Source organism: Marinobacter sp. 3-2 (genome assembly GCF_003751355.1).
Lineage (GTDB): Bacteria > Pseudomonadota > Gammaproteobacteria > Pseudomonadales > Oleiphilaceae > Marinobacter > Marinobacter adhaerens.
In genome coordinates this window covers 514,861-533,636 of the sequence record NZ_RJUQ01000013.1, presented here as the reverse complement: position 1 = coordinate 533,636, position 18,776 = coordinate 514,861, and the positions used below count along the sequence as shown (strand labels likewise).

Genomic DNA, 18,776 nt, shown 5'->3' with positions numbered 1-18,776 from the left:
AAACCGACTATTGTCGCCCTCAGGCCGCATTGTCCCGGAATTGCAGTTTTGCCAGGCGTTGATAGAGGGCGTTATGGCGCATCAGTTCCTCATGGGTGCCCACCGCCAGCAGGCGTCCCTGGTCCATAACGGCAATCCGGTCCGCGTCCCGGACCGTGGCCAGGCGATGGGCAATCACGAGGGTGGTACGCCCGGCAGTGAGAGCTGGCATCGCTTGCTGGATCAGGTTCTCGCTCTCCGCGTCCAGTGCGCTGGTGGCCTCATCCAGCAACAGCACTGGCGCGTCGGCCAGCAGCGCCCGGGCGATGGCAAGACGCTGCTTCTGGCCACCGGACAGGCCCAGGCCGGCATCCCCGAGCAGCGTCCCGTAGCCTTTTGGCAGGCTCTGGATGAAATCATGGGCATGGGCGATCTTCGCAGCCTGCTCGACATCCTCCTGGCTCGCGTCAGGCCGCGCGTAACGGATGTTGTCGGCCACCGTGCCATGGAACAGGGCGGGATTCTGGGGCACCAGGGAAAAACACCGGCGCAGGGCATCGAGAGACAGATCGGCAGTGTCGACGCCATCGAGCAGAATTCGGCCCTCTGTCGGTTGATAGAAGTGCAGCAGCAAATCGAACAGCGTGGATTTTCCGGCTCCGGACGGCCCCACCAGGGCCAGTGTCTCGCCTGCTCTGATCTCCAGCGAAAGATCTGTCAGCGCGGGCTGTTCCAGCCGCCCCGGGTAACTGAAGCTCAGCCGCTCAATCCGGATTGCCCCCTGAACGTGTTCAGGGAGTGTCTGTGTCGACGCTTTGCGTTCAAACGCCGGCTCAGTCTGTAACAGTTCAAACAGCCGCGCCGCCGAGCCTGCAGCCCTCTGCAACTCGCCGATGACCTCGCTGATGGCGCCGGCAGCAACACCCACCAGCAGACTGTAGAAGACAAAGGCTGCCAGCTCGCCCGGGCTGATCCGGCCGTGAATAACGTCCAGACCCCCTATCCAGATGACGATGCCCACAGCGCCCATCACCAGGGAGATGGCCAGTGTGGTCAGCCAGGCGCGCTGACGGATACGCTGGCGGGCAATCTCGAATGCCCGTTCAGACACTTCGGAAAAATACTTGCGGTCGTGGGGCTGATGGTTGAAGGCCTGAACGGTCTTGATCTGGGTAAGGTTCTCGCCCACGTAGCTGCCGACATCGGCAACCCGGTCCTGGCTTAAACGGGAAAGAGCCCGCACCCGCCGGCCATAGAACAGAATAGGCGCGATCACCAGGGGGAAACCCAGCAGAATAATGCTCGCCAGTTTGGCGTTGGTGATGAACAGCAGCAGCAAACCCCCGACCAGCATCAGGGCATTGCGCAGCGCAATGGAAACCGTGGAGCCAATCACCGACTGCAGAACCGTGGTATCAGCGGTAAACCGGGACTGGATTTCCAGGGCCCGGTTCTGCTCGAAAAAGCCGGGATGAAGATCAATCAGGTGGTTGAAGACTTTTTTGCGGATATCCGCCACCACCCGTTCGCCGATCCAGGACACCAGATAGAACCGGGCAAACGAGCCAAATGCGAGGCCCAATACCAGGATGAAAAACAGACCGATGGCCCTGGCCAGGTTCTCCGGCGACTCGGTGGCTAATCCCTGATCGACAAGAATACGTAGACCCTGTCCTAACCCGAGTGTAATTCCGGCCGTAAAAATCAGCGCCACCAGGGCACCGGCGACAGCCCGGCGATAGGGGCTGATAAAGTCGATGACCAGTTTCAGGGCCTTGCGGTGACGAGTGTTAATGATGTGCCTCCTGGATACGGGGTGCTGTAGACTCCGCTAACAATACGGTTTGTACTCCATACAAGACCTATCATACAGCTACGCAAGAGCGTGCGGGTGGAGCAGCTTGCCAGGACCGTCGAAAGCCAGGGATGGCTTTCGCCGAGCGTACAGGGACGTATTTACAGCGTGTCCTGGCAAGCTGCTCCACCCGCGCGCTCGACTACTCCGAAGCGGAAGGAACATGAATTGAGAGCCTACGCCGACAACGATTACCCGGCAGATCATAAACCGGACTGGAAAATCATTTCAGGCCTCTGGCCCTATCTTGCCGAATTCCGCGGCCGAGTAGTCCTGTCCCTGGTTTTGCTGGTGTTGGCCAAGCTGGCGACCGTTGCCACGCCCATTGCCCTGAAATACATCGTCGACTACCTCGACCAGAACCGCGGCGCGGACATGCTGCTTTGGATCCCGGTGATCCTTGTGGTGGCTTACGGCACACTGCGGTTTGGCGCCACCCTGTTCAACGAGCTTCGGGATGCGGTATTTGCCCGGGTGGCTGAACGGGCCATGCGCCGGGTGTCCCTGCGAGTGTTCGAGCACCTGCACCAGAGGGAACTGGCCTTCCACCTGGATCGAAAGACCGGTGGCCTGGCCCGGGATATCGAGCGGGGTACCAACGGCATCAGCTTCCTGCTGCGTTTTACCCTGTTCAACATTGTGCCCACCCTGCTGGAGATCCTGATGGTCGCCGGCATTCTTTTCGTGGTGTTCAACGTGGGTTATGTGCTGGCGATCCTGGTGGCCGTGGTGGTGTATGTGGTCTTTTCCATCAAGATCACCGAGTGGCGGACGAAATTCGTGCGCGAAGCCAATGCCCGGGATAACCAGTCCAACTCGCGGGCCATAGACAGCCTGTTGAACTATGAAACCGTCAAATATTTCAATAACGAGCGGTACGAGGCCGAGGTCTATGATCGGGATCTGGACGACTGGGAACAGGCCCGTCTGAAAAACCGCCTGTCCCTGGCCGCGCTTAACTCCGGTCAGGCATTGATTATCGGTCTGGCGATGATCGTGATCATGGCCATGGCGGTCCGGGAAGTGGCCAGTGGTGAGATCACCCTCGGTGACTTCACCATGATCAATGCCTACCTGCTCCAGCTGTTCATTCCCCTGAACGCCCTGGGGTTTGTCTACCGGGAAATCCGGCAGGCACTGGTGAATGTCGAGCGCCTGTTCAAACTGCTGGGGGACAAACCGGCGATTGAAGATGCTCCAGATGCTACCGAGCTGGCCGTGGATAGAGGCGAAGTGCAGTTTGACCACATCCACTTTGCCTACCGCCCGGACCGCCCGATTCTGAAGGATGTGAATTTTTCCATCCCGTCCGGCCACAAGATTGCCGTGGTGGGAGCCAGTGGCGCCGGCAAGTCCACCCTCGCCCGCCTGCTGTTCCGCTTTTACGACGTCGATCAGGGCGCCATACGGATCGACGGCCAGGACATTCGGCAGGTGACCCAGGACAGCCTGCGCTCGGCGATTGGTGTGGTGCCTCAGGATACGGTGCTGTTCAACGATACCCTTTACCGGAACCTGGCCTATGGCCGGCCGCAAGCTACCGAAGAAGAAGTCTATCGGGCGGCCCGGATGGCTCACCTGGAAGACTTTATCCACAGCTTGCCGGAGGGTTATGAAACCAAAGTCGGCGAACGGGGCCTCAAGCTCTCCGGTGGTGAAAAACAACGGGTGGCCATTGCCCGGGTGATCCTGAAGAACCCGCCGTTGCTGATCCTGGATGAGGCCACGTCCTCTCTCGATTCACTTTCGGAGCAGGCCATCCTTACGGCGCTCAAGGAAGTCAGCCAGAGGCGTACAACACTGGTGATTGCCCACAGGCTGTCGACTGTTATGGATGCGGACAGCATCCTTGTTATGGAGGGCGGAAAAATCGTGGAGAGCGGACACCATCAGGATTTGTTGGCCCGGAACGGGCACTACGCCCGACTGTGGTTCCAGCAACACCAGTCTGATGGCGGGGATACCGAAATTCAGCCGGAATCCTGATCGTTGTAGTCAAACACGACCACTTGATTGCGGCCTTGAGCCTTGCCCCGGTACATCGCCTGGTCCGCACGTACCAGAATCTGGCTGGGTTTTTCGTCAGTCCGGTCGGAAATGGCAACGCCGCAGGTTATGGTGCCCCGCAGTTCATCAAAACCAATGAACCGCAATTGTTCAACGGATCGGCGAAGGCGTTCTGCAAATTGCCTGGCACTGTTCTCGTCGCACTGAGGCAAGAGCACGGCAAACTCCTCGCCACCGATTCGCCCCAGCGTGTCGCCCGTACGCAGTTCATTTTTGATGCGGTGGGCAGTCTCCCTCAGGACAAGGTCACCAACGTGGTGCCCGTAATGATCATTCACTCTCTTGAACCAGTCAAAATCGAAGAGTACGACCGCATAGCCGGCGCCGTTCCGTTTCAGCCTCTCAAACTCCCAGGACAGCACCTCGGTGAAGCGACGCCGATTGGCTGCACCTGTGAGATCGTCAGTGGTTGATGTCTGTCGGAGCTCTTCTTCAAGCGTTTTCTGGGAGGTGATATCCAGGATCGCGCCGTGCCAGATGACCGTACCGTTCGGCTTGAATTCCGGTTTGGAACGGCCCAGAACCCAGCTGACCACGCCCTCGTTTATAACCCGATATTCACAGATCCAGTTTTCGCCGCTTTTCTTCGAGTGGTTAATGGTCTGTTCAACAAAGCCGCGGTCTTCTGGATGAATGGCCTGGAACACAATAGTCCCATCGGCGAGCGCCTGCTCAGGCGTCACGCCATAGACCCGTTCAATGCCGGCACTGGCATAGGGAAACGTCATGGTTCCGTCCGGTCTGATCTCGAACTGGAACACCACTCCCGGCAAGAGCGACGCCATTTTTTCAAAACGCTGGATCGTTTGCTGTTGCTCAGCCTTGATTTGCTCCAGCCTCTGTTCGTACTGCTTGCTGCTGGAGATCTCTATGTGCGTTCCGGAAATCCACTCGGGCTCACCTTCAAGTGTCCGACTGACGAGGCGACCATAATCTCGGACCCAAACCCAGTAGCCGTCGCGATGACGCATGCGGGCTTCACACTCGTAATACTCGGAGTCGCCGCGGAAATGAGCCGTTAACTTCTGTTCGGACAGAGCCAGATCGTCCGGATGGGCGTGCTTCATCCAGGTGTCGATGGAAACCGGTTGAAGTTCTTCCAGCGAATACCCGATGATTTCCGCCCAGCGCTCATTAAAAATCGTCTCCCCCGTCTGGACGTTCCATTCCCAGGTTCCGGCGCCGGTCCCTTCCAGAATGGTTTTTAGACGTGAGGCTTCGTCTTGCTGAAGATAAAAAGAATGAGAGGGCATTCCACGTACTGCATGTCAGAGAGTTCCCGGCGATCATATAAGAACATGTAGCTGGAGGCGATACCCATTAGTCAGTAGATTCCACAAGTGCGAGCGCCAAACCTGAGGCCCTGGAGACCTGCTGCGAGACGGCCTCCCTGAGCACCGGAATGTCCCCAACAATCAGGCTGAACCAGTTCCGGGCGCGGGTGATGCCGGTATAGACCAGCTCTTTTGTCAGGACCGGGCTCAAACGGTCCGGCAAGACCAGGCAGGTGTGGTTGAACTCCGAACCCTGGGATTTGTGCACCGTCATGGCGTACACGGTTTCCAGCTGCTGCAGACGACTGGGCGAGATCCAGCGAATACCGCCAGCGGTGTCGCTATCCGGAAACGCCACCCGCAGGGTATAGCGAGGCTCACCGGTGTCGGTCCGGTCCCAGGGCACGTTGACGGCAATGCCGATGTCGCCGTTCATCAGGCCCAGATTGTAGTCGTTGCCGGTAATCAGCACAGGCCGGCCCTCATACCAGCCCTCGGCCCGCGGGATCAGTTTTTCAGCCAGTAACTGCTTTGCGATCCGGTCGTTCAGGCCTTCCACGCCCCAGGGGCCCTTGCGCAGGGCACAGAGCACCTGAAAGTCACTGAAGGCTTCAAGGAGCTGCACCGCCATCGCATCCCAGTCTTCGCGGGGACTGTTTTCGTTCAGGCCATGATTCTGCAAGCGTTCGAGGTAATGGCGGTAACCAACGGCTGGTGGCAAGCTCTGCCCATTCACTTGCCGGCCCTGCCCGGCATTTCGGAATGCCTCTGGTGAGCCGGTGATGGCATGTCGACACACCAGGTCCAGGGTGTCTTCCGTGTCCCCACTTTTCGACCGGCTGTTAAGCAAAATTACGTCGTCGAATTCTGCTTCCCGGATCTGGCGCAACATGGCGTTGTCAAGCGCGTTAGTGTTCACTGCTTCGGCAAAGGCGCGGATACCGCTGTCCTCCCGGAACCGGTAGCTCTTGCGCAGCATGGCCACGGCCTGATCCATGGGTTGGCCGGTTTCGTCCACCAGTGACTCCGGTATCTCGCCTTCGGCCATGGCGGCCAGCCACCGGGCCGTCTCCGGTGTGTAATGCGCCAGCAACGCCCGCTGGCAAAGTTCCCCCAGTACTGCACCGGCGTCCACCGAGGCCAGCTGGTCCTTGTCGCCCAACAGGATCAGCTGGGCGTTGGCGGGCAGGGCATCAAACACCGACGCCATAAGATCCACGTCCATCATTGAGGCCTCGTCGATCACCAGGATATCCACCAGCAAAGGGTTGTCCCGGTTATGGTGGAATTTGCGGGTATCCGGCCGGCTGCCCAGTAACCGGTGCAGGGTAGTGACCCTGGTGGGGATATCATTCAGGTCCACGTTGCCCGGCAGTTCGGCAAGGGGTAACCGGCTCACTGCACCACCGATGGATTCGTTCAGTCGGGCCGCCGCCTTGCCGGTCGGGGCTGCCAGGCGGATCCGGTATTTCCGACCGGCCCGTTCGGGGGATTCCCCGGCGACGGCCTGCAGGGCCGCCAGCAGGTTGACCACGGTGGTGGTCTTGCCGGTGCCCGGCCCGCCGGTGATCACGGCGAAATGGTTGCGGGCCGTCAGGGCACAGGCCAGTTTCTGGTAATCCACCGGTTCTGACGACCGGAACAGCGTATCCAGAGCGAGGGACAGGGTGCGGGCCGGACCGGATTCCGGATCTGCCAGGGGTGATGGCAAAGCCAGGCGGTGCCGGATACCCGCCGCAATGCGTTGTTCGTAGCGCCAGAATCTGCGCAGATAGAGCCGGGTTCCGTTCAGCACCAGGGGTGTTGTATGTGAGCCATCACTTACGGCGCAGGCGCTTTCCAGTGTGCTCAAGCATTCCGGCAGCGTTACAAGTGCAAGCACGTCGGCGGGCTTGGGCCGGTCCGGCTCGCTGGTGCCGGGATCGGTGAGCGGCTCCTGGACCGACTCCTCTGGCGGCAGTGACAGGGTACGCCCGGCATCGGCCAGGAGATTGCCCAGATCGACGCAGACATGGCCACGCCCCACCTGATGGGAGACCAGTGCCGCCAGCAGCAGGAGCAGTGGGTCCGGGCGTTCGCCCTGCTCTTCCGAGAGCTCCCGGATCAGCCGGGCAAACCCCACATCCAGCGCGCGGATCCACTCCGCCTGCTGCCAGTGCAGCAGCAGGGTCTCGGTTTTATCCGGGCTCGAGAGCAGATCTTTGATAGCGAAGGTGGTATCACCGGCAGCGGGTATGGTCGGCGTTTCCGCAGCGATGTCCTCCGCGAACAGATCAATCTGGTGGTCGGACTTTCCGGTTTGGGAGCGGGAACGGCTCATGCGGCCACCTCCGCAACCGACTCGCCATCAAACAGGGCATCCAGTTGTTCAATCAGGGCTCTGGGCGGTTTGTCGGTGAAGGCGCCACCTGTGCTGGAATCAATGCCTCGCAGGAACAGATACACCGCGCCGCCAATGTGTCGGTCGTAGTCGTAATCCGGCAAACGGGCTTTAAGCAGCCGGTGCAGGGCCAGCAGGTAGAGCACGTATTGCAGATCGTAGCGTTTATCCAGGATGGCGTTGCCCATTGCCTGATCGGTATAGGCGCTGTCGTCTTCGCCCAGGGTATTGGATTTGTAGTCCAGCACGTAATAGCGCCCGTTGTGTTCGAACACCAGATCGATAAACCCCTTGAGCATCCCGTTGAATCGGGTCTCCTCGACTCGGGGACGGTCCGCGTGATTCAGGGTGTGCGCGGTTACCAGCTCGTCGAGTTTCCGGATACTGACGTTGCGGCTTTCAAACCAGAACTCCAGTTCCGGGCGCAGGGTGGTCAGGTCCGCCAGGCAGACGGTTTCTGCACCGGCCCGGTCGAGGCTCAATGGTTTGCTGATCAATGCCAGCAACCAGCGCTCCAGCGACTCCACCCACTCGTTCCAGCCACGGGTCCCGCAGCGCCGAGTCAGTTGTTCATGAAGCAGCGGCGGGTTATCCACAACCCGCTGGAACCCCTGTTGCGTGCACCATTCCAGCAATTCGTGCAGGAAGGTGCCGGGTCCGGCGCCTTTCGGAAAGTTATGCTGGTTGCGCTGGTTGGCCATTTGAGCCGAGTCTTCCTCTTCGTCCAGGCTGCTTTCTTCCAGCAGGTTCTGGGTCTGGGCATCTTCCACCTCACCGGTAAACGCGATCCCGGTGCCGGTCATGCCGGTGTATTCGATGGAGGAGTAGCTGGCAATCCACCAGTCCTCTCTGGCCTCGCGGGAAGAGACCATGGCCGGGCCAAGCGCTTCCGGCGCCGGTTCGTGGTAGTGCGTATCGTCCGGATCCGGTAACGGGGCTATCCGGATCTCTGCTCTGCCCTCTGCCAGTTTCCCCAGGCAGTCGCTGATACGGCTTTGCCCTTCGCCGGCAATCAGGTAGCCCAGTCCGCTTTGCTGCCAGTTGTCCAGGGCCGCCGTGCCGACCCAGGTGGCGAAGCGGGCCCGGGTCAGGGCCACGTAGAGCTTGCGGATATCCTCGCCTAGGCGCTCCCGGTCCGCCCTGGCCACGTCGTCCGGCGACGGGTCGAATACCGTGACCAGCCTGCCCTGCTCATTGTGATAGCGCACGAAGGCCTGCTTTTCACTCTGGGCGCGAAAGGCCGTGCCGAAGGGAAGAAACACCAGCGGGTACTCCAGGCCCTTGGACTTGTGCACGGTGATGACCTTCACCAGCCCGGCATCACTTTCCAGCCGCAGGGTACGGTGTTCATCTTCCTCGTCGGCTGCACGCAGAATCTGGGTGTAGTGATGCACCAGGGCATGTTCGCCGTCCAGTTGCAGGCTGTCCTGCTGCAGCAACTCGGCAATGTGCAGAATGTCGGTCAACCGCCGTTCGCCGTCAGGGCGTTGCAGTAACTGGCCTGGCACCTCGAAATCCATCAGGAAGGTTCGCAGCATGGGCAGTACACCCTGTTTCTGCCATTGCTGCTGGTAACCAATAAAGCGCTCGATTTCCCGTTCCAGCACGAGCTCGTCGGTGAGAAGCTGATTCATGGCATGCCAGGACTGACCGAGGGTGGGTGTAGCCAGGGCCGCGCGGATATAGGCCAGCTGCCGGGGCTCGGCAAATGCCCGAAGCCAGCAGAGCATTTCCTGTGATTCCCGGGAGGTCAGCACCGAATCGCGGTCTGACAGGTACACACTCTTGATACGCCGCTGGCCCAGGGCGTCCCGCACGGCGCTGGCCTCGTTGCGGTTGTTGACCAGTATCGCGATGTCTTTGGGGGCAACCGGCTCCAGATTCTCTGAATTATCGTGCAAAGCAAAACCCGCCTGCCCGGCCTGGCCCAGGGTCAGCAATTGGGCGATCTCACTGGCGCAGGTTTCCGCCACATCGGCCGTGGCAGTGCCCTTGGCCATACCTTTCGGATTGCCGTCCCTGTCCTCTTCCCCGGATTCGTGGGTCCAGAACACCAGGCTGGGCTGCACTTCCCCGTTGATCGACCAGCTTCGTTTGGTGCCATGGGCGTCCACACCCTGGAACGGCAGCGGTGAGGTATCGCCCTTGCCGAACAGGAAGGCGCCGTCCCGGCTGTTCTGGTCACTGTGTTCAAAGACCCGGTTAACCGCCGCCACCATGGACTTGGCGGAGCGGAAGTTCTTACCCAGTGTGTAGGTGCGCTCTTTCACGCCCTGCCGGGCCTGCAGGTAGGTGTAGATGTCGGCCCCCCGAAAGCCGTAAATGGCCTGCTTGGGATCCCCGATCATCAGCAGGCAGGTACCGTGATCACTGCCCGCCACGTTGTAGATGCGGTCGAAGATACGGTACTGCACCGGGTCGGTGTCCTGGAATTCGTCAATCAGAGCAACGGGAAACTGGCGACGGATCGTCGCGGCCAGCTGGTCGCCCCGGGGGCCGTGCAGCGCATCGTCCAGACGGGTGAGCAGATCGTCAAAGCCCATTTCCGAGCGTTTCTGCTTTTCTGACTCCAGCCGCCCGGCAATCCAGTGGCTGGCGTGGCGCAGGATGTCGGATTTGGCGTTGGGCTGGTTCTGGCTGAATTCCAGCAGCGCTCCGATGGCATCAAAGGCCGGGTGATGAGGGGCAGAATCATCGCCCTTGAGAATCTTGTCGAGCCCTTCGGGCGTCTGATTCTTGAAGCCCGCGGCGCTATCGATCTTTTCGGGCAAAAGGTCGTCCGATTCCGCCCAGGCAACCAGCAAATCCCAGACCTTGATCATGGCATTCTTGCTGGCGCCATGGAGTCGCTTGCTCTTGTTCAGATCGTTCAGCAGCTCGATGACGTCATCGCGCCACTGGCGCCAGGGGTGGGCTTTCAGGGCCTGTGACTGTTCCAGACGCCGGTGGACCACCTGATCGATGGCCTGATAAACACTGTCCGGCGGTGTGCCCAGGCTCTGGGGATCGTCAATCAGGTTGCGAACACCCTGGCGCAGGTCCCCGGGGGTTTTCCAGTGGCTCAGGGCCTCGTCCATCAGCGCCGGCGGCAGAGGATAGACAAAGGTGCGCCAGTAATCCCGGGCAACCTCGTCCAGCAATTCGCTCTGGTCGGTTTCGAGGGTGAGTTTGAACAGGCTGCCGCTGTCGAAGGCGTGCTCGCTGAGCATGCGGTTGCAGAAACTGTGGATGGTGGATACCGCCGCCTCGTCCATCCATTCGGCGGCCAATAGCAGCTTCTTTCGGCATTCCGGCCAGCTGGCCGGATCCGGGTAGCTTTCATCCCGTAGCTGGTAGATCAGTGCCGTTTCCGCGGGTGGATTGGGCTCGTCGGGCGCGTCGGAAAACACCTCCGCGGCCTGGGTGAGCCGGGTGCGGATACGGTCACGCAGTTCCTTGGTGGCGGCCTCGGTAAAAGTGACCACCAGCAGGTTGGGAGGCAGCAGGTTTTGCAGCGGGCTGTCTGACGGCTGGCCGTGGCCAAGCACCAGTCGCACGTACAGGATGGCAATGGTGAAGGTTTTGCCGGTGCCGGCACTGGCCTCGATCAGGGCACTGCCGTTGAGGGCCAGTGCCAGGGGATCCAGGTTCGGATTCCGGTTGGTCATCTGCTCGGTCATTCCAGGCCTCCGATCTGATCTGCAGCCGATTTGTCCTGCTCGGCTTCCCAAACCGGCACGTAGAGCTGATGCAACAGGGCTTCGAATTCACCGCTGGCCATCAGCAGCTCCGGTGTTTCAAAGGCCCCTCTCAGGTAACCGGTATCCCGCTCCAGAGCAATGGAATAGGCCTGCTGCGCCTCCGATATGGCTCGCTCATGGTCACCGACGTACTTTTTGCTGCCGTAGAAACTGGTGATCCAGGCAAAGCCGGCCTCGCAGTGAATGGGCAGCGCCCGGGTGGTGGCGTCCATCCACCCGCTGAGCACCGTTTCGAACAACGGTCTGGCCCGCTCTGGATGCAATGGAGCAAAGCGGAATTTCCGTCCCTCCTCCTTGCCCAGAACCAGGGTCTCAAAAGGTTGACCGCCGAGCTGGCCTGCCAGATGGATCAGCCAGTCCCGCATCAGATTGGCATAGCGTACTTTCTTGCTGGATCCTGAACCGGTCAGCAGGCTGGAACTGGCTACCACCAGCCGGCACAGCTCTCCCTGGGCATTGCAGCGCAGGTTGTCGATCAGATCCGCGATTTCCACCGAACCCAGGGCGTTTTCAAACCGGTAATCAAAGGGCAGCGGTTCAGCAACCGCTTCCGGCCAGTCAGCCAGTGCGTTCTGGTAACGCTCGAACAGATCGGGCAAGCGCCCCGCCAGCTCGGAACGCAGGCGGTGTTCGGTCACGCCCATACCCAGGTCGCCGCGTCGCGCCATGCGGTCCAGAGTTGCCTGCAACCGATCGTGCAGTTCCTCGTCGCTGCTGGCTTTCAATAGCCCATCCTGGATCAGCTCGTTGTCCAGGCGCCAGCGGTCCAGGCCGTCCAGCTCGAAATTTTCGTTGTCGGTATCGTCGTCTTCGACATCCTCGAAGCGCACCTGCAGCCGGCGCTGGTAAAAGGTGTCGATGGGCTTTTTCAGGAAAGCCGCCAGATCGTTCAGGCTGATGGGCTCTTCGGGCGCCTGGTAAGGTAGTGCCGACTGTGTCTGCGCGGCAGCCTCACCACCATGGGCACTGCGCCATTCCCGCTCGTAGGTAAATAACCGGCGTGCCTCCAACACCTCGGCCAGGGGACGGGGCGAACTGGTTTCCCCCTTTGCACCCGCCTCCAGCCCGTTGGCTTTCGGGAAATAGCTCCGGCTGAACGGCTGTAACGGGTGTTGGGTAGTCAGTGCCTGGGTGACCTTGGTCTCCGGTTGCCCTGCCACGGACCACAGGCTGTCCAGATGATCCTGAAGCTGCCCCACCAGAACCGACGGCGGCCGTTCCGAATCATCCTTGATGCTGCGGCCTACCCAGCTGATGTAAAGCTGCTCCCGCGCGGATAACAGGGCTTCCAGGAACAGGTAGCGATCGTCTTCCCGGCGGGAGCGGTCCCCCGGGCGGTAATCCTGGGCCATGAGATCGAAATCCACCGGCGGCCGGGAGCGGGGATAGTCGCCGTCGTTCATGCCCAGCAGGCACACTTTCCGGAAGGGTATGGCCCGCATGGGCATCAGGGTGGCGAAATTGACCTTGCCGGCCAGGAAACGCTGGTTCAGGCCGCCTTCATCCAGCCCCTCCAGCAGCACATCCTTGACGATGTTCAGGGGCAGGGTCTGTTCCTCAAGGCCTGCTGCCAGGGCGTCTTCCAGCCACTGCTCCAACTGGCGGCGGAAACGGTTCAGCAGCAACAGGTCGCCGCCTTCGACCTTGTGGAAGAACTGCCCGAGCATCTCTGAGAACAGGCGTTCCCATTCGTCCGGTGTGCGATGGGTCTGAAGTGCCTGCCAGAGGGTTTCCAGCTGATGCACAAAGTCGTTCAGGCGGCCGGCAAGACTGGCCTGCAGCCCGCCGATCTCGCCGAAGGGTTCCACACCGGCCCAGGGCTCATCGTCGCCCATACCATAGCCCAGCAGCATTGAGCGCAGCCCGGATTGCCAGGTGTTGCGCTCCAGCTCGGAGGGCAGGTCCAGGCTTTCCCGGTGCTGGCCGTGCAGACCCCAGCGGATATTGGCGCCCTCGACCCAGCGACGAGCCAGGGGGATCTCGTCTTCATTGATTCCGAAACGGTCCCGTATGCCAGGTACTTCCAGCAGGCTGATGATCTCACTCACCGAAAAACGGCTGCGGGGCAGTGACATCAGGGTTTCCAGGGCAATCAGCACCGGCTCGTGGTGGCGCTGGCCCTGGTCGGAAATGGTGAAGGGAATGTGGCGCTTCCGGCCCGGCTGGTAGCGGCCGAATACGGCCTGGATGTGGGGCGCGTACACGTTGATATCGGGCACCATCACGATGACGTCCCGGGGCCGCAGCGTGGGATCGACGTTGAAGGCGGCGAGAAGCTGATCGTGCAGAATTTCCACTTCCCGCTGCGGGCTGTGGGCCTCGTGGAACGCCAGGGAATGATCCCGCTGAATATCCAGTTGTCGCCGTTGCTGGCGGATCTCCTGGAGGGGCGTCAGGTTGTGGATATCGTTCTGCAGCTGATGCAGCAGGCGCGGTGCTTCCGGGTTGCCATGGTCCGAGAAGATATCAATTTTCTGGTCCGGGGTCTGGAAGCTGCCCCGGTACTGGTCTGGATTGTCGAACTCGTCCAGCAGACGGATGTAGTCCCGGCCCTGCTTGCCCCAGGCGGCGAGCAACGGATTGGCGTGCTGGTGCAGCTGGTCCGGATCTTCAATGGCGGAAAGTGTCGGATGGGTCCTGCCCCGTTTGCGTTCGGCGGTGAGCAGCTCCCGGTCGCTGATGATGTCGGCCCAGTAGAACTGGCAGGGGTTGTGAACACACAGCACTACCTGACTGAACCGGCTCAGCACGTACAGGGCTTCCAACGCTTGCCGGGGCAGTGAGGAGACGCCAAAGACGACAATGCGGGTCGGCAGCCGGAACGGGTTGGCCGGCGCCTGAAGTCGCTGGCCCTGTTCCATGAACCGGGTATGGATCTGCGAGCGGCTGGTATGAGCGTCTGCGCCCACATCCTCAACCAGCCGGCGCCAGAGCAGGGGCTGCCAGCGGGTTTCCGCATCCAGAGGTTTTTCCTCGGCCCGGGCGGTGATGATCACATCCTTGCCCTGCTCCCAGGCCGCCAGCCAGTCGGCCCGGAACACCTGGTACTGGTCAAACAGATCGGCGACCTTCTCCGCCAGCTGGAAATTGCGCAGGTCCGGATCGTTACCTTCCAGAAAACGGGCCAACGGTGTAAAGGCTTCGTCCTGCCCCACCAGACGTGGCAATAACCGGTACAGCCGCCACACCAGCCGCCGCTTGTCGAAGGGCGACTGCTCCGGTACCTCACCGTCCGGAAGCACGGCCCGGTAGGCTTGCCAGATAAACCGGGCCGGGAACAGGAAATCCATACCGGCAGCAATCCCAAGGCCGCCTTCAAAGCCATCTTCGGTGCGCTTCTCCGCCAGCGCCAGCTTCAGCCACTGGGCAATACCGTTGCTCTGCACCAGGAAGGTCTCGCTCTCCAGTGGCGGCATGGGGTTGTGCCGACAGATGTAGACAACGGCCCGGCGCAAGTCTTCCAGATGGTTGGCGTGGATCGCGTGAAACCCGGGTTCGATCCTGGCGCGTTGCTCGGTGGGCTCGGTGGAGAGTGCGGCCATGAATTTCCTTGTCTGGTGTGCAGTTCAATCCTGTTGCCACAGGTTACCGTATGTGACCACAGATGCGGACTGTCTGAAACGTCTGATCTCCAAAAATCATAACGGCCCGTCGCGACAAACGGTGTCGTGAATTATCGGCAAAAGGGAGAAGCACTATGTGGACACTGATCACTGGCGCGGGGTCGGGCATTGGGCGGGCCCTGGCCCTGGAACTTGCTGCTCAAGGCCACGACCTGATCCTTGCAGGTCGCACCGTGTCGAAGCTGGAGGAGGTCGCGACAAAGCTCCGCGTGGAGGCGCCCGACCGTGAAGTGATGACGCTGCAAGTGGACCTTGCGGATCCCGAAAGCACCCGTGATCTCGCGCAGCAGGTGAGCGACGCGGTAGATCGTCTTTCAGCGTTTGTGTATTGCGCTGGCGTGGGTGAGCCAGCTGCGGATTTTGCCAGCCTTGGGCTCATCGATTTCCAGGAAGCCCTGACCGTGAACGTGTCCGCGCCCATGCTGCTCACCCAATCGTTGTTACCGATACTCAAAGGGGGTGATCCCGCGTCGCGAATCGTGATGATTGGTGCGGGTATGGACAAGCATGCGCAACCCGGAACGGGCAGCTACGGGATCAGCAAGATGGCGCTGCGTCGGCTGGTGCGTCAGATGTCCGTTGAGTTCGACACCATGTCGGACGGGCCGGTTGTCAGCCTCTTTCAGCCGGGGCTGGTGGATACGCCGGGTATTCGAAGCCATATCGATAAGGCGGGCAAGTTAGATCTGCCCCACGCGGAGTGGCTGGCCAATCGTCTGGCGTCGGGGGATTGCCTGAGTGCCGAACAGGCCGCCAGTGTCATCGTGTTTGCGCTCAATCAGATACCGGAAAGCGATTTTCACGGGGCCGTGTTCAACGGCGCCGATCTGGTGGATTCGCTCTCATTCGCTGGAAGCTAGGGGAACGTCAAGCGGGCCCTAGAGAGGGACCCGCATGGTTTCGGAGCCGCTGTCAGGCATACCAATCATTTCATCGGTTCCAGTCGGCGGAATCACCTCGGTGCGCTCGACCTCGTATTCGTGGAAATGTTCTCGCACCGCGCAGGCTCCGGTGAACATCACTGGCTTGTCGTAGGGGTCCGTCAGAACGTAGCCCTGACCATCCAGATAGAACCGCGCCATATAATAGCGCCCTTCCATCGAGACAATCTCCAACAGAGAAATCGTGTCGTACTTGTGTTTTTTCAGTTCGCCGGTGTCCATGTGCATGGGAAGTCTCCCGCAGGTTTATTGTCGTAAGGAACAGTACGAAACGCTTTCCGTTACAGGTCATAAAACGAGCAATTATGAGCAGGATTGATTTGGTCAAAGCCGCCGTGGACGAGCAGTTGAATGACAGCTACGACCTGCTGGCCATGCGGATGCTGTTTCCCCCGGACCATGTTGAAGTAAAAATTGATCAGGAAATCAAAGACCTGTACGTGTATCCGGAAAGGCTCGATACCGGGTATCGCGACGAATGGCGAGCCATTGCCACCCGGGCCTTGTTCCGGAACGCCTTTGACGATCACTGGCGGCCTGATGAAGAGAATCTGGAGCGCTACCTGCATTTTCTGAGAGATGAGGCCATTCCCCGTTGTGTTCACGACAACATCGAACTGTTTCGTATGCTCGGCGAGGTCCTGTCAATCGCGAGGTCTGACAACGCCATTGCCTTTCCGGATCCAAAGCGTCGTGCCCTGATGAAAATCATCTGGCCGGAGAAGGGTCGTCGGTGAGAGTAAGCTGGCTGGCGGAACGCGAATCCGGAGCCCTGATCCGACCGTATTGTTTAAAAGATGAACAATAGAGAGGTGCCATCATGGGTCACCAACACATCGTTTTCGGAAAGTGGCTGATTCCCGTGCTTCTGGCTTTCATTGGCCTCGCGGTTCTCGGGTCCCCACAATCTGTGGCCAGTGACAAAGACGCAGAAATCCGCGACACCATCCTGCGCCAAATCGAAGCGTTTGCGAACAACGACGAGGAGCAGGCCTGGGCCCACGCCTCCGAGGGCATCAAGCGTCGATTCGGGTCGTCACAGGTGTTTGTCGATATGGTTCGTGAAGCCTACCCGGCGGTGCACAACGCCACGGCCATCGAGTTTACCCAGCGCGTGCCCCACGGCGCCTTTGAAATCCAGGTGGTGCGGTTGCAGGGGCCGGAGGGCAAGCGATGGGACGCCTATTACCGGATGGTGCTCACGGAAGGGGCCTGGAAGGTGGCCGGCGTGAGACTCCAGCCGGCCGAGCTGGGCATTTAACGGGATCAAACCAGATGGCGCCCACCATCCAGGGGCAGGGTGCGGCCCGTGATATAGGGGTTGTCCAGCAGAAACTGCAGCGTGGCGACAGCGACCTCTGCCCCAGGTTCTATTCCCATAAGCGACTTCTTCAGGGTTTTCTCCCGATACGCCTGGCTATCGCCCTGGTTGAACATGATCAGGGACGGCGCCACGGCGTTCACCTTGACCCTGGGCGCCAGTAGACGGGCGAACGACAGGGTCAGGTTAGTCAGGGCTGCCTTGCTGGCGGCATAGGCGATGTGCTTCGCGCTGCCCTTCTCCACCACGTAGTCGGTCATGTGGATAATGTCGGTTGTCGAACCCTCCTGCTCCAGCATCGACCGGCACGCGAGGTTTATCCGGTAAGGTGTCATCACGTGAATCTGCATCATGGCGTTCATCACGTCTGCCGGGTCGGAGTCTTCGCTCTCTGGTATCCAGTCCGACGCATTGTGGATAATGGCACGTAGCGTGTCCGTCCGGGATTTCAGGGCCTGGATGAAGTCATCAATGCCCGCATTCGTGGCAAAATCCGCATGGAGACACACTGCTCCCGCCTTCTGCAGCGCGTCGATGGCCGGTCGATAGGTTCGGTAGGTGACGATGATGGGCTGGCCGCGGTCAAGACAGGCTCTGGCAAAGGCCAGACCAATGCGTTGGCCGGCGCCGGTAATCAGGATGGGTGCGGTCATGACGTCTCCAATCAGGGTTCAATCTGCTTAATCTCCGCATTGAATACGTCAATAATCGTTTCGCAGAGCCATTTATGGCCGGATTCTTTTTCTGAATTCTGATCCCAGCAGAGGTCAAAGGAGAACACGACCTCTTCCAATGGCAGAGGCGCGGATTTGAAGTGTTTTAGACGGGGATCCAGCGCCAGCAGGCGACGCGGCGCTATGGCAATCAGGTCCGTCTTCATCAGAATATCGGGAATAGCGTCCCAGCTGGACACGATCAGCGCCGAATGCCTTTCAAAGCCGCGCCCGGCGAGCGCATCATCAATCACTGTTGTACCGGTGGACGCCTGGGACAGTTTTACATGGGGCAGCCGGGCGTACAGCTCTGGTGTCATGGGTTCCGAGGCGCTGGGATGGTCGGGCCGCATCAGTACTACAACGTCATCAGCCATGAGGCGTTTACTGCGGACCGCCTTGGGCTTCAGACGCCCGGGGGTCAAACGAATCTGTGCGTCGACCCGGTCCCACTCGGAGCTCTCGGTGGAAATTGAGAAGGGCAGTATATCGATGGTGATATTCGGCGCTTCCTCGCGAATCCGCTGGGAAAAACTTGGCAGGAAAAAACCGGAAACATAATTGGCGACCTGCATACTGAACACGCGCTTTGACTCTGCCGGCACGAATTGCTGTTGGGCACTGATGGCGCTGGACAGGTATGACAGGCCGTCCTCCACCTGAACGATGAGCTCTCTGGCCCTGTCGGTGGGTTCCAGCCCCTTGGCGGTACGGTAGAACAACTGATCGTTGAGCATCAGACGCAGTCGCGCGAGCGCATGGCTCACCGCCGAGGGTGATAGCCCCAGCTCATTGGCGACTTTTGAGATAGAGCGTTGTTCCATGATGTTGGTGAAAATTACCAGCAAGTTCAGATCAAAATCGCGCAAATTCACCATATTTC

The 18,776-nt window shown here is 60.1% G+C and carries 12 protein-coding genes; 4 read left to right on the top strand and 8 right to left on the bottom strand.

What is annotated here, in order from left to right; translation table 11 throughout:
- Nucleotides 1-19 precede the first annotated feature (19 nt).
- On the bottom strand, nt 20-1,750 hold the full coding sequence (locus EDB94_RS09820; protein WP_108018248.1) for an ABC transporter transmembrane domain-containing protein: 1,731 nt from the start codon (nt 1,748-1,750) through the stop codon (nt 20-22).
- A 252-nt stretch (nt 1,751-2,002) separates the two neighbouring features.
- Between EDB94_RS09820 and EDB94_RS09815 the strand changes: the two genes are divergently transcribed.
- A complete protein-coding gene (locus EDB94_RS09815; protein ID WP_108018247.1) occupies nt 2,003-3,820 on the top strand; it encodes an ABC transporter ATP-binding protein/permease in 1,818 nt (605 codons plus the stop codon).
- Here EDB94_RS09815 and EDB94_RS09810 read toward each other — a convergent pair.
- The 4 genes from EDB94_RS09810 to recC form a co-directional block, all read right to left on the bottom strand.
- Nucleotides 3,805-5,154, bottom strand: coding sequence for a sensor domain-containing diguanylate cyclase (locus EDB94_RS09810; RefSeq protein ID WP_108018246.1), 1,350 nt, complete (start codon nt 5,152-5,154; stop codon nt 3,805-3,807). The genes EDB94_RS09815 and EDB94_RS09810 overlap by 16 nt on opposite strands.
- 67 nt (nt 5,155-5,221) lie before the next feature.
- Nucleotides 5,222-7,495 (bottom strand): exodeoxyribonuclease V subunit alpha, encoded by a 2,274-nt coding sequence (gene recD, locus EDB94_RS09805; RefSeq protein ID WP_108018245.1) that lies wholly within the window; start codon nt 7,493-7,495, stop codon nt 5,222-5,224.
- Nucleotides 7,492-11,214 carry an exodeoxyribonuclease V subunit beta gene (gene recB, locus EDB94_RS09800; RefSeq protein ID WP_108018244.1) on the bottom strand — a complete coding sequence of 1,241 codons (3,723 nt, stop codon included), beginning with the start codon at nt 11,212-11,214 and terminating at the stop codon, nt 7,492-7,494. The genes recD and recB overlap by 4 nt, the downstream gene beginning before the upstream one ends.
- Nucleotides 11,211-14,837 (bottom strand): exodeoxyribonuclease V subunit gamma, encoded by a 3,627-nt coding sequence (recC, locus tag EDB94_RS09795; RefSeq protein WP_108018243.1) that lies wholly within the window; start codon nt 14,835-14,837, stop codon nt 11,211-11,213. Before recC ends, recB begins: the two co-directional genes overlap by 4 nt.
- A 155-nt stretch (nt 14,838-14,992) precedes the next feature.
- On the opposite strand from recC, the gene EDB94_RS09790 reads away from it, so the two are divergent.
- Nucleotides 14,993-15,778, top strand: a complete 786-nt coding sequence (locus EDB94_RS09790; protein WP_108018242.1) for an SDR family oxidoreductase — start codon at nt 14,993-14,995, stop codon at nt 15,776-15,778.
- An 18-nt stretch (nt 15,779-15,796) separates the two neighbouring features.
- Here EDB94_RS09790 and EDB94_RS09785 read toward each other — a convergent pair whose 3' ends face one another.
- A complete protein-coding gene (locus EDB94_RS09785; RefSeq protein WP_108018241.1) occupies nt 15,797-16,087 on the bottom strand; it encodes a DUF6482 family protein in 291 nt (96 codons plus the stop codon).
- A 77-nt stretch (nt 16,088-16,164) separates the two neighbouring features.
- Here EDB94_RS09785 and EDB94_RS09780 point away from each other — a divergent pair, with 77 nt between their 5' ends.
- Nucleotides 16,165-16,596, top strand: a complete 432-nt coding sequence (locus tag EDB94_RS09780) for a hypothetical protein (protein ID WP_014578849.1) — start codon at nt 16,165-16,167, stop codon at nt 16,594-16,596.
- 83 nt (nt 16,597-16,679) lie between these two features.
- Nucleotides 16,680-17,120, top strand: coding sequence for a DUF4864 domain-containing protein (locus EDB94_RS09775; protein ID WP_062783665.1), 441 nt, complete (start codon nt 16,680-16,682; stop codon nt 17,118-17,120).
- Nucleotides 17,121-17,125: 5 nt separating this feature from the next.
- Here the strand turns inward: EDB94_RS09775 and folM are convergent, their stop codons facing one another.
- Together folM and EDB94_RS09765 are read right to left on the bottom strand one after the other, a co-directional pair.
- Nucleotides 17,126-17,833, bottom strand: a complete 708-nt coding sequence (folM, locus tag EDB94_RS09770; protein WP_108018240.1) for a dihydromonapterin reductase — start codon at nt 17,831-17,833, stop codon at nt 17,126-17,128.
- An 11-nt stretch (nt 17,834-17,844) separates the two neighbouring features.
- The gene (locus tag EDB94_RS09765) at nt 17,845-18,771 is read right to left on the bottom strand and encodes a LysR family transcriptional regulator (RefSeq protein WP_108018239.1); all 927 of its coding nucleotides are present in this window, start codon (nt 18,769-18,771) and stop codon (nt 17,845-17,847) included.
- Nucleotides 18,772-18,776 lie beyond the last annotated feature (5 nt).

What these genes read in the sequence shown, in the direction of transcription:
- EDB94_RS09810 (WP_108018246.1), bottom strand. Translation starts at nt 5,154, where the DNA reads ATGCCCTCTCATTCTTTTTATCTTCAGCAAGACGAAGCCTCACGTCTA.
- recD (WP_108018245.1), bottom strand. Translation starts at nt 7,495, where the DNA reads ATGAGCCGTTCCCGCTCCCAAACCGGAAAGTCCGACCACCAGATTGAT.
- recB (WP_108018244.1), bottom strand. Translation starts at nt 11,214, where the DNA reads ATGACCGAGCAGATGACCAACCGGAATCCGAACCTGGATCCCCTGGCA.
- recC (WP_108018243.1), bottom strand. Translation starts at nt 14,837, where the DNA reads ATGGCCGCACTCTCCACCGAGCCCACCGAGCAACGCGCCAGGATCGAA.
- EDB94_RS09790 (WP_108018242.1), top strand. Translation starts at nt 14,993, where the DNA reads ATGTGGACACTGATCACTGGCGCGGGGTCGGGCATTGGGCGGGCCCTG.
- EDB94_RS09785 (WP_108018241.1), bottom strand. Translation starts at nt 16,087, where the DNA reads ATGCACATGGACACCGGCGAACTGAAAAAACACAAGTACGACACGATT.
- EDB94_RS09780 (WP_014578849.1), top strand. Translation starts at nt 16,165, where the DNA reads ATGAGCAGGATTGATTTGGTCAAAGCCGCCGTGGACGAGCAGTTGAAT.
- EDB94_RS09775 (WP_062783665.1), top strand. Translation starts at nt 16,680, where the DNA reads ATGGGTCACCAACACATCGTTTTCGGAAAGTGGCTGATTCCCGTGCTT.
- folM (WP_108018240.1), bottom strand. Translation starts at nt 17,833, where the DNA reads ATGACCGCACCCATCCTGATTACCGGCGCCGGCCAACGCATTGGTCTG.
- EDB94_RS09765 (WP_108018239.1), bottom strand. Translation starts at nt 18,771, where the DNA reads ATGGTGAATTTGCGCGATTTTGATCTGAACTTGCTGGTAATTTTCACC.